This is a genomic window from Clostridium saccharobutylicum DSM 13864, assembly GCF_000473995.1.
GTDB classification, from domain to species: Bacteria; Bacillota; Clostridia; order Clostridiales; family Clostridiaceae; genus Clostridium; species Clostridium saccharobutylicum.
On sequence record NC_022571.1, the window covers coordinates 1,080,746 to 1,097,374 of the forward strand.

The 16,629-nt window shown below is 29.1% G+C and carries 12 protein-coding genes and 1 pseudogene; 10 read left to right on the plus strand and 3 right to left on the minus strand.

What is annotated here, in order from left to right; translation table 11 throughout:
- The first annotated feature begins 12 nt into the window (after positions 1-12).
- The 4 genes and pseudogenes from celB to CLSA_RS04810 all read left to right on the plus strand — a co-directional run bounded on the left by celB (position 13) and on the right by CLSA_RS04810 (position 4,029).
- Complete coding sequence (celB, locus tag CLSA_RS04800) at positions 13-1,395, plus strand: PTS cellobiose transporter subunit IIC (protein ID WP_022744282.1); 1,383 nt, start codon at positions 13-15, stop codon at positions 1,393-1,395.
- A 546-nt stretch (positions 1,396-1,941) separates the two neighbouring features.
- Positions 1,942-2,847 carry a phosphatidylinositol-specific phospholipase C gene (locus tag CLSA_RS04805; protein ID WP_022744283.1) on the plus strand — a complete coding sequence of 302 codons (906 nt, stop codon included), beginning with the start codon at positions 1,942-1,944 and terminating at the stop codon, positions 2,845-2,847.
- A 53-nt stretch (positions 2,848-2,900) separates the two neighbouring features.
- A pseudogene (locus tag CLSA_RS24535) lies at positions 2,901-3,037 on the plus strand (NAD-dependent malic enzyme); the annotation flags it as partial.
- 20 nt (positions 3,038-3,057) lie between these two features.
- On the plus strand, positions 3,058-4,029 hold the full coding sequence (locus CLSA_RS04810) for a 2-keto-3-deoxygluconate permease (protein WP_022744284.1): 972 nt from the start codon (positions 3,058-3,060) through the stop codon (positions 4,027-4,029).
- Between the two features lie 254 nt (positions 4,030-4,283).
- On the opposite strand, the gene CLSA_RS21945 is transcribed toward CLSA_RS04810, so the two are convergent.
- A complete protein-coding gene (locus tag CLSA_RS21945) occupies positions 4,284-6,158 on the minus strand; it encodes a cellulase family glycosylhydrolase (RefSeq protein WP_022744285.1) in 1,875 nt (624 codons plus the stop codon).
- Between the two features lie 811 nt (positions 6,159-6,969).
- Between CLSA_RS21945 and CLSA_RS04820 the strand changes: the two genes are divergently transcribed.
- From CLSA_RS04820 to CLSA_RS04845, 6 genes are all read left to right on the plus strand, one after another.
- A complete protein-coding gene (locus tag CLSA_RS04820; protein WP_022744286.1) occupies positions 6,970-7,866 on the plus strand; it encodes an ROK family protein in 897 nt (298 codons plus the stop codon).
- A 101-nt stretch (positions 7,867-7,967) separates the two neighbouring features.
- Positions 7,968-9,407: a glycoside hydrolase family 1 protein gene (locus tag CLSA_RS04825; protein WP_022744287.1), complete on the plus strand. Its 1,440-nt coding sequence runs from the start codon at positions 7,968-7,970 to the stop codon at positions 9,405-9,407.
- A gap of 65 nt (positions 9,408-9,472) precedes the next feature.
- Complete coding sequence (locus tag CLSA_RS04830) at positions 9,473-9,775, plus strand: PTS sugar transporter subunit IIB (protein ID WP_022744288.1); 303 nt, start codon at positions 9,473-9,475, stop codon at positions 9,773-9,775.
- Positions 9,776-9,791: 16 nt separating this feature from the next.
- The gene (locus CLSA_RS04835; RefSeq protein WP_022744289.1) at positions 9,792-11,159 is read left to right on the plus strand and encodes a PTS sugar transporter subunit IIC; all 1,368 of its coding nucleotides are present in this window, start codon (positions 9,792-9,794) and stop codon (positions 11,157-11,159) included.
- 30 nt (positions 11,160-11,189) lie between these two features.
- On the plus strand, positions 11,190-11,501 hold the full coding sequence (locus CLSA_RS04840; RefSeq protein WP_022744290.1) for a PTS sugar transporter subunit IIA: 312 nt from the start codon (positions 11,190-11,192) through the stop codon (positions 11,499-11,501).
- Between the two features lie 200 nt (positions 11,502-11,701).
- Positions 11,702-12,766 carry a LacI family DNA-binding transcriptional regulator gene (locus CLSA_RS04845; protein WP_236903298.1) on the plus strand — a complete coding sequence of 355 codons (1,065 nt, stop codon included), beginning with the start codon at positions 11,702-11,704 and terminating at the stop codon, positions 12,764-12,766.
- 104 nt (positions 12,767-12,870) lie between these two features.
- Here CLSA_RS04845 and CLSA_RS21950 read toward each other — a convergent pair whose 3' ends face one another.
- Entirely contained in the window at positions 12,871-14,409 is a 1,539-nt protein-coding gene (locus CLSA_RS21950; protein WP_022744292.1) for an SDR family oxidoreductase, read from the minus strand.
- Complete coding sequence (locus tag CLSA_RS21955) at positions 14,381-16,603, minus strand: non-ribosomal peptide synthetase (RefSeq protein ID WP_022744293.1); 2,223 nt, start codon at positions 16,601-16,603, stop codon at positions 14,381-14,383. The genes CLSA_RS21950 and CLSA_RS21955 overlap by 29 nt, the downstream gene beginning before the upstream one ends.
- Between the last annotated feature and the right edge of the window lie 26 nt (positions 16,604-16,629).

Genomic DNA, 16,629 nt, shown 5'->3' on the forward strand with positions numbered 1-16,629 from the left:
GGGAGAAATACTATGGAAAACACAAATAAGGGTTTTGAATTCTTAGAGAAATATCTAATGGGACCTATGGGGAAAGTATCACAGTTACGTCTTGTTCGTGCAGTTATGGCTGCAGGTATGGCATCTATTCCATTTACAATTGTAGGATCTATGTTTCTTGTATTGAATATATTACCTCAAACAATGACTTTCTTAGAAGATATTTTTAACAACACATTTTTCCGTATAAGTGATTTGTACATGCTAGCAAATAAATGTACAATGGGAATTTTAGCACTTTATTTCTGTCTTGTTATTGGATATGAGTATACAAAGATTATTGCAGAAGAAGAAGGCTTAAATCTTAATCCATTAAATGGAGCACTTCTTTCTATGTTTGCATTCTTTATGACTATTCCAGAATTAGTTTTATCAGATGGTAAAATAAGCTTAAGTAATCAAATTACTGATAATGCTAAAATAATCAATGGTTGGAATATTGGTGGAGATGGTGTATCTCGTTTAGGAACTACTGGCATATTTACCGCAATTATCATGGCTGTTGTAGCTGTAAGTTTATACCGTGTATGTGTAAAGCACAATTTAATTATCAAGATGCCAGATGCTGTTCCAGAAGGGGTAGCACGTTCATTCACTGCATTAATTCCAGCATTCCTTGTAGCATTTGTTGTATTATTCATCAATGGTGTATTTGTTTCTTTAGGAACAGATATATTTAAGGTTATAGCAATACCATTCAGTTTTGTAACAAACATTGCAAATAGCTGGATTGGACTATTAGTAATTTACTTCTTAATTCATGCTTTATGGATCGTAGGTATTCATGGTGCAAATATTATAAGTTCATTCTTAACTCCAATTGTATTATCAAATATGGCATTAAATATGCAAGGTGCAAACATTCCATTTGCAGGTGAATTCCAAAACTCATTTGTTATCATGGGAGGTTCTGGTGCTACACTTGGACTTACAATATTCGTTGCATTCTTAGCAAAATCAGAACAATTAAAAGTTTTAGGTCGTGCAGGTCTTGTACCTTCAATATTCAACATTAACGAACCAATGATATTTGGATTACCAATAATCTATAACCCATATCTTGCAATTCCATTTTTCTTAGCACCAATGGTATGTGCATCAACTGCTTACTGGGCTATTACATTACACGTGGTTAATCCAATAATCGCACAAGTTCCATGGCCATCACCAATTGGTATTGGAGCATTCATAGGAACAGCAGGAGACTTTAGAGCAATATTATTAGCATTAATAAACGGTGTGCTTGCATTCTTAATTTACTTCCCATTCATCAAAATGTATGATGCTAAATTAGTAAACGAAGAACAAACAAATTCTGGGGAATCACTAGATGATGAGTTAGACTTGGAGTTGTGATTAGAATAGAAATATAATTTGATAATGATTCATTTGAAATTTATATAATAAATATGATGTGAAAACAGGCTGTATAAGATTTGAAAATCTTATACAGCCTGTTTTTTAGTTTAATGGTGCATATTCAAAGGCTTATATCAAAGAATTAATTATAGGATGATATGGTATGAGTATAATAGGATCGTAATTAACACTCAGTAGAAATGCTAAGCGCTTTTTGAGAGACTTTTTATTAGATAATTTATCGGAAAATGAGCATAATTTCTTTTAATGCATTATTTTTTACTATTGGTGCAAAAGGTATTAATATTATCAACATATTTTGATAATATTAATTCATGCAAGTTTGTGAATGATTGTAATATTGGACTGATTTATTTGAATTGCAAATAAAATAGATGATATAGAAAAAGGTAAATAATTAAATCTTTAAAGATATATAGTTAGCTAAAAAGTGGAATTAATTCTACTTTTTAATTTTATTTTAAACAAATTTTTATTAGCTGATATTTACAATAAATAATATAAAAAAGAGGAGAATGAGGTATGAAGAAAAAAGTTTCAATTTTATTATTATCAATTTTAGTATTGATGTTAGGAGTACCTAATAAAGCTAGTGCTTACACAAATTCAAATTGGATGGGATCACTTGACAATAATACAAGTATATCAAAATTATCTATTCCTGGAACACATGATTCTGGTGCAAGATATGAACCAGTTTATGGTACAGCAAAGTGTCAGGAACTTCCAATTTCAGAACAGTTAAATATAGGAGTACGCTATCTAGATATAAGATGTCGTCATATTAATGATTCATTTGTTATACATCATGGTTCTATATATCAACATATGAATTTTGATGATGTATTAAATGATTGTATAAGTTTCCTAGATAAGAATCCTACAGAATGTATTATTATGAGTGTTAAAGAAGAATATGATGCGTCAAATAATACAGAAAGTTTTGAGAAAACTTTTGATTCTTATGTTGCGAAAACATCTAATAGATGGTATTTAGGATCAAACATTCCTACATTAAATCAAGCTAGAGGAAAAATAGTTTTAGTAAGACGTTTTAGTTCTAATTCTAGTTCAAAAGGTATTAATGCCACAAGATGGGCAGATAATGCTACGTTTTCTATAAATAATGGATATTCACAAATTAAAATTCAAGATCAATATAAGGTATCAAATAATGATTCAAAATGGAGTGCTATTGAGGCGCTTTATAATGAAGCGAAACTTCAAAATAACAACTGCTTATATATTAACTATACAAGTGGCTACAAGCCAATGGCATTTATTCCTATGATTCCTAAGGTTTCTAATGATATTAATTCTAGAGTTGAAAATTATTTCAATCAAAATAGCAAGGGGAGATTTGGAATTACTGCTAGTGATTTTATTGATAATGATATAAGTTCTAAAATAATATCAACTAATTTTTAATGAGAAGGAAGATTTAATTTAACGTTTTTTAAATAAATCTAATTCAAGATTAAGCTAAAGCAGCTATAGCAAAGGTAATAGGTACAAGAAGGTTAGAGTTTCCTAACCAAGTCGATAATGTTCTTGCACTTCCAGTATATTTAGAGATGTTTTAAATATTAGAGCAAAGGATGTTAAAGAAGAACTAAAAAGAAATGGGGTTATATAAAAATGCAAATTCCAATTAAGAAGACACTTGATAAAATTCCAGGAGGAATGATGGTTGTTCCACTTTTTATAGGAGTTTTAGTTAATACATTTTGTCCGCAATTTTTACAGATTGGTGGATTTACAACAGCATTGTTTGGACCAAAGGCATCATCAACAATATTGGCTTGTTTCATGTTTCTAATTGGTTCACAGATTAATTTTAAGTTAGCACCAAAGGCAATAAAAAAAGGTGTTCTATTAGTATTAGGACAATTTATAGTAGGTGCTGGGATTGGTATATTTGTAGGTAAAGTTTTTGGACCAGCTGGAGTATTAGGGCTATCACCATTGGCTATCCTTGCAGCATTAACAAATTGTAATGGCGGACTGTATGCGTCACTTGCTTCACAATATGGTAACGAAACCGATGTAGGAGCTTATGCTATATTGTCAATAAAAGATGGACCATTTTTTACACTAGTTGCATTAGGTGCGTCAGGGCTTGCACAAATTCCATTTATGTCACTAGTTGCGGTATTAATTCCAATATTAATAGGGATGATATTAGGAAATCTTGATACTGAAATGAGAAAATTTCTTGGCGGAAGTAAATTATTATTAATACCATTCTTTTCGTTTTCATTAGGTGCAGGAATGAATCTTGGAAATATTGTTACAGCAGGAGGGCCTGGCATAGTATTAGGAATAATAGCGACCTTTACTGGAATAGGATCTTTTCTTCTTATGAAGTTATTTGGAGAGAACCCTGTACTTGGACTTGCAACAGGGTCAACTTCAGGAAATGCAGTAGCTACACCAATTGCAGTTGCAGCAACTGATCCAACGCTGATTACTATTGCTACAGCAGCTACAGCACAAGTTGCGGCATCTTGCGTAATATCAGCTATTGTTTGTCCGTTTATTGTTACTTATGTCTTTAAATTTATTGAAAAAAATAAAGTTACACAGTTAAAAAAAGAGGATATAGCATAGTAAAATCATACCTATAGATTGCACACATGAAAAAAGTGTTTAGTCTATAGGTATTTTTTATATAGTAGAAATAGCAATTGAGGATTAAAATGAGGAAAATTTATAGTGTTGGTATTAATCAGAACTTCCTACTTTGCAGGAAGTTCTGATTTTTTTTAGATAAGATTTATATACTAGTTGCTAAAATATTTAAAATATTGTAACAGATAAATTATATGATTAATCTGTAATGTAGTTATTTAAAATGACATTGATTATTTAGTTTGGCATTCAACACCATTCAATGTAAAGCTTTCTGGTTTAGAATTTGAACCGCTATAATTAATGCTAAAGCCAAAGATTTGAGTTCCACCGTTAGCAGGTATAATATTGTTATATCCCATATCTTTAACAGTTATAGCTGAGTCTTTTATTGAATAATTAGCAGTCCACATATTATTAATAGATTGATTATCAGGTAGAATCCATGATAATTTCCAACCATTTATTGGAGTTGAACTATTATTTGTTAATGTTACTTTAACGGTTGCTCCAGTGTTCCACTGATTTTCAATTTTATATTCTACTTCTACTTCTACTGGAGAATTAGATGTTTCATTAGTGATTGTATAAGTATTAGTAACAACAGAAGAATCAGTCATATTTAATTTTGTAGCAAAAGCTTTAATAGCTGTAGTTTTTGATACAGATATAGGAGCAGTATATACAGGTGAAGAACTTGTAGGAGTTGTCCCATCTGTAGTGTAATGTATAACAGAGTCATTATCCGAAGAAGTTAATGTTACAGTTTGAGCTGAATTGTATGTTCCTGATTGTAAACTAAAAGTTGGAGCTGAAACTTGCTTAACAGGATCAGTATTAGAAATAGTGTAAACAGCTGATGTTATGTTAGAATCAGTCATGCCAGTTTTTGTAGTAAAAGCCTTAACTGTTGTAGTCTTTGATATAGTTATAGGACTAGTATATACAGGTGAAGAACTTGTAGGAGTTGTTCCATCTGTAGTGTAATGTATAACAGAATCATTATCAGAAGAAGTTAAGGTTACAGTTTGAGCTGAATCGTATGTTCCTGACTGTAAACTAAAAGTTGGAGCTGATGTTTGAGAAGTAGTATTACTTCCTCCTATGCTTTTCTTTACAAATAAGCCTGAAGTAGTAAGATCAGAATCTGTCCATCCTCCAGTTGTGCTTGAACCAGATTTTAAAGCAGCAGAAGCTTCACTTTTGTCACACAATGCCCAGTTAGTCCAACTTATATTTTTACTTGCCATAAAGTCAACCCATTTTTGTGATTCATCTAAATATGGTCCGCCATTACCTGAGGCATCAGATGTTCCCCATTCTGTAACAAATATAGCTATGCCTTTTGACATTGCATAATTTATTTTATCTCTAAGCGACTGAGTATGTGTTCCAGCATAAAAGTGGCAAGTGTACATTATGTTTGAATAACGTAATGGATTATCAGCAGCAATGTCGACATCTTGGCTCCAAGTACTTGTACCTACTATTATTATATTATTAGGATCAATTGCTCTTATAGCAGGAATTATGTAATTGGCATAAGGTTTTATATCGTTAGCCCAATTAGTGCCACCATTTGGTTCATTACATATTTCATATATTACATTTGAATATTTTCCATATTCTTCAGCCATCTCTTGGAAAAATGATTTTGCTTGTTCCTTATAGGTATTAGGATTATTATCACTTAATATATGCCAGTCAATTATTACATACATATTTAAATCTATAGCATCTTGAACTATTTTTTTTATTTTCTCTTTTTGGGATGATGGATTAGAGATATATCCACCTTCATTAGTATACATAGCAGCACGAATAACATTAACGCCCCACTTATCTCTTAAAAATTTCATACTATCATAATTTACAAATTGACCATACCATTGAAGACCATGTGAACTCATTCCCTTAAGCTGAATAGGTTTACCATTTGAGTCGCATAATTGGCTTCCAACTACCTTGAGCTGTCCACCAAAAGATGTTGTTGCAGCTTCAGCTTTATAAGTATTTGTTCCTAATACTGTAAACAACATCATTACAACAGCAATTAAAAAAGAAAATGTTTTTTTAAAAAAATTAATTTTTTTGATTTTTGAAAACAAGTTAATACCCCCTATTATAAATATTCTATACTTAGTATATTTTTACATTAATAATTTTTTTTTATTTACTATAAACTTTTAAAAGATAGTTTTTTCCTCCCTTCATGGATTTTATTTAAATATTAAGAACAATAAAGTTTATAGAACTAATGTAATATTAAGGAAAATATACTAAGAACATTGTAACATTAAAGTTAATTTAATACAAATATATATAAAAATGGGGAATTAGGGGAAGCAGTTTGTTTTGTGGTTTAAAGTATTTGTATAAAAAGAACGGGCCAAAGTAAAGATAATAAATATTATCCAAATAGTAAGAAACATTCTCATTAATTTCTTTAAAGAGAATACTAACAAGATATACTAATGATAATAGAAAGGCTTTTTAGAAATTAATGCTACCACTTATATTAAAATTATTTAATAGCTAAATAGTTACTTTAAATACAAAAATGCAAAAAATATATTGAAATGTAATAATATATAGTGTATTATATAAACATAAACACGCGTTCATGAAACGTAATCGTATTATAAATAGTATAAATTCTAACACGAGAATTATAAAGGATGGCAGTTTTAAATTATCACATTTACTATATGGTGGTAATAATTATGATTTGAACTGGTATTATGGAAAGAATAGTTTATACAACAAAAAAATTAAATTTTTTTAAACACTAATAAACACGCGTTTATAAACTAGGGATTTATGAACATATTATGATATTCAAATAATAAATATCAATGAAATTATTTGAAGTTGATAAAAGTCATCATATTAAAATCATTAAATTTAAGGAGAGATGTTATGAGGAAATATAATTTAGGAATTGATATAGGAGGAACTTTTATCAAATATGCTTTAGTAGATGAGCAATATAATATTCAAAAAAAATGGAAGAACAAAACTATTAAATTTGATAATAAAGATGATCTATATGATTATATATGCTCTAATATAAGTAATATTGATGAAATTGATGTAATCGGTGTCAGTGCGCCGGGACTTATAGATGAAAAATCAAATGTAAAATCATATGCGGCTCCTAATATTACTGTTATGTATGATACAAATATAAATTATGAGATTATGAAAAGAATGGACAAAAGAGTTGTATCAATAAATGATGCGAAAGCAGCAGGATTGTGTGAATTTCAAATTGGAAATGCAAAAGGTAGTCAATCAGCGGCATTTTTAATTATAGGGACAGGAACAGGTGGTTGCGTATGTGATAAAAATGGTGTTATATACGGTAAGGATTCATATGCAGGGGAATTTCATAATATTCCTTTTGTAAACGATAAAACTAAAGAAATTCAAAAAATGGGTGATTATTCATCAATAACAGGATTAGTAAACATATATAATAGCAAAGTTGATGAAAATGATTACCTCAAATATGGAAAAGAAGTATGTGAGAAATATTTAGATGGAGATGAAATAGCACAAGTCTCAATTGATGAATGGATAAAAAATATAGTAATTCAATTAATGGCTATAACTGTTTTTTATAATCCTGAAATTATATGTATAGGAGGGGGAATATCAGAATCAGATTGGTTTATAGATAAAATCAAAAAACAGTACAAAGATATGTGTATTAAATATTTTGAAGCAGATTTTATTACTACAGAAATTGAACGATGTATGCATAATAATGATGCAAATATACTGGGAGCTATTATAAATGCAGATATAAAATAATAATGGATTTGTAAATATAGACAGATTAATATTCATTATAAAGATTTAAAATAGACAAAATTATAATAAATTATAAATTAAGATTATAGGGGGATTATTAAGTGATATATGAAAAAATAGAAAAATTCAAAGATGATTTCTTATGGGGATCAGCATCAGCAGCTTATCAGATTGAAGGTGCATGGAATAAAGATGGAAAGGGTGAAAGTATATGGGATTTATATACAAGAATTCCTGGTACAACTTATAAAGATACAAATGGAGATATAGCAGTAGACCATTATAACAGATATAAAGAAGATGTAACGTTAATGGCTGAAATGGGGTTAAAGGCTTATAGATTCTCAATTGCTTGGAGTCGTATATATCCTAATGGAAGAGGCGAAATAAATGAAGCAGGACTAAAGTTTTATGAAAACTTAATAGATGAATTAATAAAAAATAATATAGAACCAATAATTACATTGTATCATTGGGATTTGCCACAACATCTACAAGATTTATATGGGGGATGGGAATCAAGAGAGATAATTAATGATTTCAATGAATATTGCATAACACTATTTAAGAGATTTGGTGATAAGGTAAAATACTGGGTAACACTTAATGAACAAAATGTATTTTTAACACTAGGTTATCTGACAGCATTACACCCACCAGGTGTTAAAGATCATAAAAGAATGCTACAAGCTAATCATATTGCAAATATAGCTAATGCAAAAGTTATTGAATCATTTAGGAATTATGTGCCAAATGGAAAAATTGGGCCAAGCTTTGCATTTGGACCTAATTATTCATATAGTTGTAATCCAGAAGATGTTCTAGCAGCAGAAAATGCAGAAGATTTAAATTGTAACTGGTGGCTTGATGTTTATTGCAAAGGTATATATCCAGCATTTGCATTTAAATACTATGAGAGATTAGGAATTGCACCATTAATTGAAGATGGCGATTTAGAAATATTGAAAAGAGCAAAACCAGATTTTATAGGTATAAATTATTATCAAACTGCTACTGTTGCAATGAATCCATTAGATGGAGTTGGTGCAGCTAAAGGTATGAATAATACAGGTAAAAAAGATACGACAAAAGAAAGTGGAATTCCTGGTGTATATAAAAATGTAAAAAATCAGTATTTAAAAACAACAAACTGGGATTGGGCAATTGATTCTACAGGATTAAGGGTTGGACTTAGAAGATTAACAAGCAGATATAATCTTCCTATATTAATTACTGAAAATGGTCTTGGGGAATTCGATAAGCTTGAGGAAAATGAAGTTGTAAATGATGATTATAGAATAGAGTATATTAAGGCACATATTAAAGCATGTAAAGAAGCAGTGACAGATGGAGTTAATCTTTTAGGATATTGCACTTGGTCATTTACAGATTTATTGAGTTGGTTAAATGGATATCAGAAGCGTTATGGATTTGTATATGTCGATAGAGATGAAAATGATGAAAAAGAATTAAAAAGAATTAAAAAGAAAAGTTTCTATTGGTATAAGGATGTTATAAGTACTAATGGAGAAGAATTATAAAGCTTAAGTCAATAATTGAATTTTATATAAATATTAAATAAAAATATTATTAGGAGTGATTAATTATGAAAAAAATATTATTAGTATGTTCAGCAGGGATGTCTACAAGTTTGTTAGTAACTAAAATGCAAGCTGCAGCTAAAGAACAAGGAATTGAAATAGGAATTGAAGCTCTTCCAGTAGCTGAATGCAGTACAGTTGTTGATAGTGTAGATATAGTTCTTTTAGGACCACAAGTTCGTTTTCAAAAATCACAAGTTGAAAAACTTGTAAATGGAAGAATACCCGTAGAAGTAATAGATATGAGAGCATATGGAACTATGAACGGAAAAGCAATCTTAGAAGATGCACTTATTAAAATTAAATAAAAAGGAGTAAATAACTATGAGTATTATGGAGAAATTTCAGGGTTTAATTGAAAGAATGTTAGTTCCTCTGGCATCAAAATTAAATTCACAGAGACATATATGCGCAGTAAGGGATGCGTTTATACTATCATTTCCATTAACTATGGCAGGATCTCTTATGGTATTACTTAATAATGTTTTGTTATCGCCAGAAGGATTTGTTTTAAAGATATTGAGATTAGATAAGGTTTTTCCAAATATCGGACAATATCAAGCAATATTTAGTCCAGTCTTAAAGGGCTCAGCAGATATATTTGCAATATTAATAGTATTCTTAATCGCAAGAAATCTTTCTAAACAGCTTAAGGGTGATGATTTATTAACAGGTATGACTGCAATTTCTGTTTACTTTATAATTTATCCAGATTATTTCAATTCAGAAGGTGTAAATTATATCACAACAAAGTATACAGGGGCTCAAGGGTTATTTGTAGCTATAATAATCGGATTATTAGTCGGCGAATTGATGTCGAGATTATCACAATCTAAAAAACTAGAAATTAAAATGCCGGAGCAAGTACCTCCTGCGGTAGCAAGATCATTTAAGGTATTATTACCTATAATTATAACAACTATGTTATTTTCAATTGTAAACTTTTTTGTTAAGAAAATAGCACCAGGCGGATTACATGAATTAGTTTACAGCATTATTCAGACACCATTAACAAAGATGAGTCAAAGTATAGGTTCTGTAATAATATTATCATTTTTATCTCAAGCACTTTGGGTTATGGGTATACATGGACCAAATACTATAGCAGCAATACGTGATACTATGTTCTCAGAAGCTGGTAATGCAAATCTTTTATATGTAGCTCAACATGCTACTGCATGGGGAGCACCTTACCCAATAACATATAGCGGATTAGCTAGTGCTTTCTCTGAATATGGAGGATCAGGATGTACATTAGGTTTAGTAATATCTATTTTAATATTCAGTAAAGCAAAGGAACAAAAAAGTATAGCAAAACTTTCTTTTGCACCAGGATTATTTAATATTAATGAGATGGTTATATTTGGATTGCCTATAGTTTTAAATCCAATTTACATAATTCCATTTATATTAACGCCTTTGGTGAATATTTCAATAGGGTATGTATCTATTATGGTTTTAAAAATAATACCACCAGTGGTATATGGAATTCCATGGACAACACCAGGACCATTAATGCCTTTCTTAGGAACAGGTGGAAACGTTATAGCGTTAGTTATAGGTTTTATCTGCCTTGCAGTCAGCGTGTTAATATATGCACCTTTTGTAATAGCAGCAAATAAAGCAGAAGGAATAGAAGATGAAGAAGAAAAAAATTATGAAAATGATGGAGAAATAGTAGAATCAATTTAAAGTATTTTTAATAAGTTAGGAGAATTACAGATGGAAGGAATTGAATTAATAGCCTTTGAAATAATAAGCAATGTTGGAATGGCTAAATCATTAGCTCTTGAAGCACTAAGAGATGTACGAGAAGGTAAGTATGATGAAGCAGAAAAAAAGATGTCTGAAGCATCAGATTATATTGTAAAGGGACATCATGCACATGCATCATTGATACAAAAGGAAGCAGCAGGAGAAAAAGTGGAATTTTCATTAATAATAATGCATGCAGAAGATCAAATGATGGCAGCAGAAACAATCAAATCGTTGATTGAAGAAATGATAGAAGTATTTAAAGAATTAAAGAAATAAAAAGTAAACATTTAAGGGGTGTATCTGATATTTTTTCTGATACATCCTTTAAATTTTTATAAGTATATAGTTTGTATGATAATGAGTGAATGTATTTGTTTCAACATAGTAGGGTACAGTGTGCTTATTTGTAAAAGTTATTGAAAAATATATACTAATACTATAATATATATTATAAACGCGAGTTTATGAATGGAGGTATGAAAAAGATTATGAATAGTAGTGACATTGCAAAACTTGCAGGAGTATCACGTAGTACTGTATCTAGAGTTATAAATAATTATTCAAATGTCCCAGAGGAAACAAGAGAAAAGGTGTTGAAAATAATTAAAGAATATGACTATGTGCCACATGCTTCAGCCAGAATGCTTGCAGGAAGTAAAAATAAAGTTATTGGATTATTTATTATAGACATGGTATATAGATCATATGGATTAAAAAGTAGAATTACAAAAAGCCCATATTATTTAGAGTTTACTAGTTCAGTAATAGAAACTGCTAGTGAAATGGGATATACAGTTCTTGTTCATATAATACATAATGTACAAGGTTATGAGAAGATCGAAGAATGTTTTTATAATAAAACAATTTCTGGTGGTATATTTATAGGACAGGATGATGATGATAAAATAATAAAAAAAATAATTAATGGTGGATATAAAGTCGTGTTAGTTGATCAGTCAATTAAACCTGATGATGCTGCTTATAAAAAATGCATGATAGTAAATGCTGATAATTATGGTGGCGCATATAATGCTACAAAGTATTTTATAAATCTTAATCATACTGAAATAGTACATATTACAGGTGGAACAGCTAAATTTTCATCAAAGGATAGGATTCGAGGATACCAAAAAGCATTGGAAGAAGCAGGTATACCTATAAATAAAAGTTTGATTGTAAATAGTGAATTTATTGAAGATGGTGGATATAATGCCGTTAAGAAACTATTTAGCAAAAACATCAAGTTCACTGCTATTTTTGCAAGTAATGATAAAATAGCTTTTGGAGCAATAAAGGCAATAAAAGAAGCGGGCCTTAGAGTACCAGAAGATATTTCTATAATAGGTTTTGATGATATTGAAGCATCAAAATATTTTAATCCACCACTTACTTCAATGAAAATGGAGTTATTACAAATGGCAGAATTAGCAACAAAATCCATTATTACATCAATAGATGATGATGTGGTATTTTCAGCTAATTATGTTATTCCAGTTAAGCTTGTAGAAAGAAAAAGTTGTCATGATAATAATGCAAAATGATTGTATTAAATTATATAATTATAAAATTGAATGTTTTTTCAATTTTTACACCTTTTTTATTTAATATTACAAAAAGATAAGGAATGACCCTTATCTTTTTTTTCTTAAGCCTTTGGGAAATATTCAACTTTGATAGCATAGCTTATCATTTTATCAATAAAATCTTGATCTACTTGTGGACATTTAACCGATTTATAATTTAAATATTTAATTGCGTTAGGACAAGCAAAACGATAGCATGAATCTTTTACGCCATCACCGTCTAATTGAGCTATTGCTAATTCTAAACCTTCTTGAGTTTTTTTAATATTTTTATTGAAAAGCCATTTTTCATATTCTATTTGATCAATTAATTCTATTTTATATCCAAAGTTATTAATCATATCAACCACAGATGAATATAAAATTTGTTCTGGATTACAAATATGAAAAGTTTCACCAATAGTATTTTCCTGACAAGCTAGGGATACAATTGCTTTACTAGCATAATCAATTGGAGTGAAATCTAAGTAACAATTAGCTTTCGGGGCTTTACCCAATAAAAGCATGGATTTAATCATACGATAGAAAGCGTTGCTATCAATGTTCTTTTGAAATTGACCATTTTCAGAACAGCAAGTTAAATTTCCAGCACGATAAACATTAATTGCAAGTCCTTCTTCTCCAGCTTTGTATACTAATTTTTCTGATTCAAGTTTACTATTTGTATAAACACTTTCTAATTTTAAATCATTATCAAATTTTTGTTTACTAATCACTTTTTCCCATTGTCCACTTAAAGATAAATCTTCTGGAATTCCAAGTGTTGAAATATAGTGAAATCTAAGATCTTTTTTTGATTTAGCTATATCAAGTGAATACTTAGTTCCTTGAATATTTACTTTCTCAAAATGAGATACATTTCCAAAGTGACGAACATCAGCAGCAGTATGAATAATACTATCTACAGTTTTCTTAATGAATTCTTGATCACTTAAAGATAATCCGAGATTATCTTTTTCTAAATCGCCTTCAATTGGAATAACACGTTCGTTTATTTGATTAATAACTTCTTCGTTAAAGTATGATTTCATAGTAGTTAATAACTTTTCTAATAATGATTGAGTATTAGATTTTCTAATTAAACAGTAAATTTTAGCATCTGTGCTCTTTAGCAAATCATGAAGAACATGAGATCCTAAGTATCCAGTAGCCCCTGTAAGTAAAATATTTTTAGGTTTTGTATTTACATTTAATTGTGTTTTATAATTTAATCTATTTGGATATTCATTTAAATCCTTAACTTCCCATATATTAGATTCATTCATTTTGTTAGAGTTATTATCTTCTAGTTGTAATTCATTTACACGTATTGCTAAGTCAGCAACAGTTTTATTAGTGAAGAAATCACTAATTTTTAATTTTGGAAAATGTGGCTTTAATAATACTAGAACACTCATAATTTTCAATGAATCGCCACCAATATCGAAGTAATCATCATTTATGCTGACCTTATCTAATTTCAAAACTTGTTTCCAAGAGTTTGCAATGATTTCTTGGATTTCATTTTGCGGTGCTATAAAATTGGTGCTTTCTTCTATTTTAACAATCTCATAAGTTGCTAATTTTTTGCGATCAATTTTTCCTGTAGGGGAAATCGGCATATCTTCTAAAATAATTCATGTATTTTGGAATCATATAAGAAGGTAATGTTTCAGATAAAAAGTTCTTTAGTTCTATAACTTTTATTTTTTTATTCTCTTTAGTAGTGTAATAAGAAACTAAAATAGTCTCATCGTTATATTTCTTTGGAATAATAGCTACATCCCTTATTTCTGGATGTTTAGCAAGATTGTCTTCTATTTCACTAATTTCTATACGATGACCACGCACTTTTACCTGTGAATCTTTACGACTAACATATTCAATTAAACCATTTTCCAAAATGCGAGCAATATCACCAGACTTATAAATAATGCTATTTTCTTTAAAAGGATTATGAACAAAAACTTCTTTTGTTTTTGCTTCTTGATTTAAATATCCTTTTGCTAAAGCTAATGAAGAAATGCATATTTCACCAGGTACATTAATAGGACAAAGCTGATTTTCTTCATTAATAATATAAATTTCATAGTTGTTAAATGGTTTGCCTATAGGAATGTTTGCTTGATCTTCAGGTATTAAGTTTTTAATGCTATAACCAGTTGCAACAACTGTTGATTCAGTAGGTCCGTATAAATTGACAATTTCAATAGAATTTTGGAACCTTCTTTGGAAAGCTCGTACAATTTCACCTGATAAAGCTTCTCCGCCTACAGCAACTCTTTTAACAGTAGAGAATTTATAGTGATTTTCTTCAGATAAATATGTAGCTATTTGGTTGAAAAATACAGTAGGTAAAATCGCAATAAAAGTAGCTTTAGTTTTATAAATAGCATCAGCAAAAGCATCTGCTGAAATACGTTCTTCTGAAGATAATAAATGTAATCTTGCACCACAAGATAAAGATCCAAAAGTATCCCATACTGATGCATCGAAACTATATGTTGCAAATTGCGTTAAAATATCTGTTTCATTAATATCAAATTGATTACGAATTAAATGTACTAAGTTTACTACACCTTTATGAGCAATTAAGGTACCTTTTGGTTTTCCAGTAGACCCAGAAGTATAAATAATATAAGCTAAATCATCATAGTTTAAATCAATATTTGGATTTTCTGTTGAAAAAGTATTTATATCATTTTCCATTAAAATAATTTCTTTAACTGATAGTACATTAGATAATAACTCTTTAGCTTTATTCATATATGCAGCTTTTGTTACAATAAATGGTGATTTTGTGTCCGATATAATGTAAGTATTACGTTCTTCTGGGTGTTCGGGATCTAATGGCACATATACACCACCTGCTTTAATAATACCAAGAATAGCAATAATTGTTTCAAGGCTTCGTTTCATAAAAATAGTAACGAAATCACCTTTTTCAAGGCCCTTATTAATAAGTCCATTTGCAAGTTGATTTGCTCGTTCATTTAATTGTTTATAAGTAAATTGTCCTTCTTCAGAGGATATAGCAATATTATTTGGAAAATTATGCACTGCTTCTTCAAACATTTTTGGAATTGTATTATAATTTGGAAGTTCCATATATGTATTGTTTAATTCGTTATAAATTTTTATTTCATCTTCTGTTAAAATATTAATACTATAAATACTAGTGTTTTGATTCTTAATAACAGATTCTAGTATGCTCATATAATATTTAATAAAACGTTCTATTGTATTTGTTCTAAATAAATCAACATCATAATGAACATTGATCGCCATATCATTTTCTTGTTCTTTTATCTCCCAATCTATAATAGATTCATTTTCTGGTTTTTTATTAGAATTTATACTAAAAGTTGTTTGAAATAAAGTTTTATAAATTTCATCTTTTACTATTTCTTCAGGAATAAAAATATACTTAGAGGCATTATTTAATTTTTCTTTTACTAACAATAAAAGATCTTTAAATGTCTTAATATTTTCGATTGAAATACGGATTGGATAAGCAGTATTATCAATATTAACTTCTATTAAAATATCTTTTTCATTTGATAATCTAGCAATCCATGCAAAATATGCAGCAATCATAATTGCTTGTACATTAAATTCAGAATTAAATTTTGTTAATCCATCTTTCAAGTTTTTATCTAAAATAATAGTCTTACTTAATTTTTTTGAATATTTTTTATTATGTTGAGGAAAATCTATTGGAACATTTATTATTGGTAAAGGCTCAGATAGTTCTTGTAACCAATAGTTTTTTTCTTCAATTGATAATCTTTCTTGTAAAAAAAATTGAGTATCCATAAATATTCTCCTTTGTATATCTATAT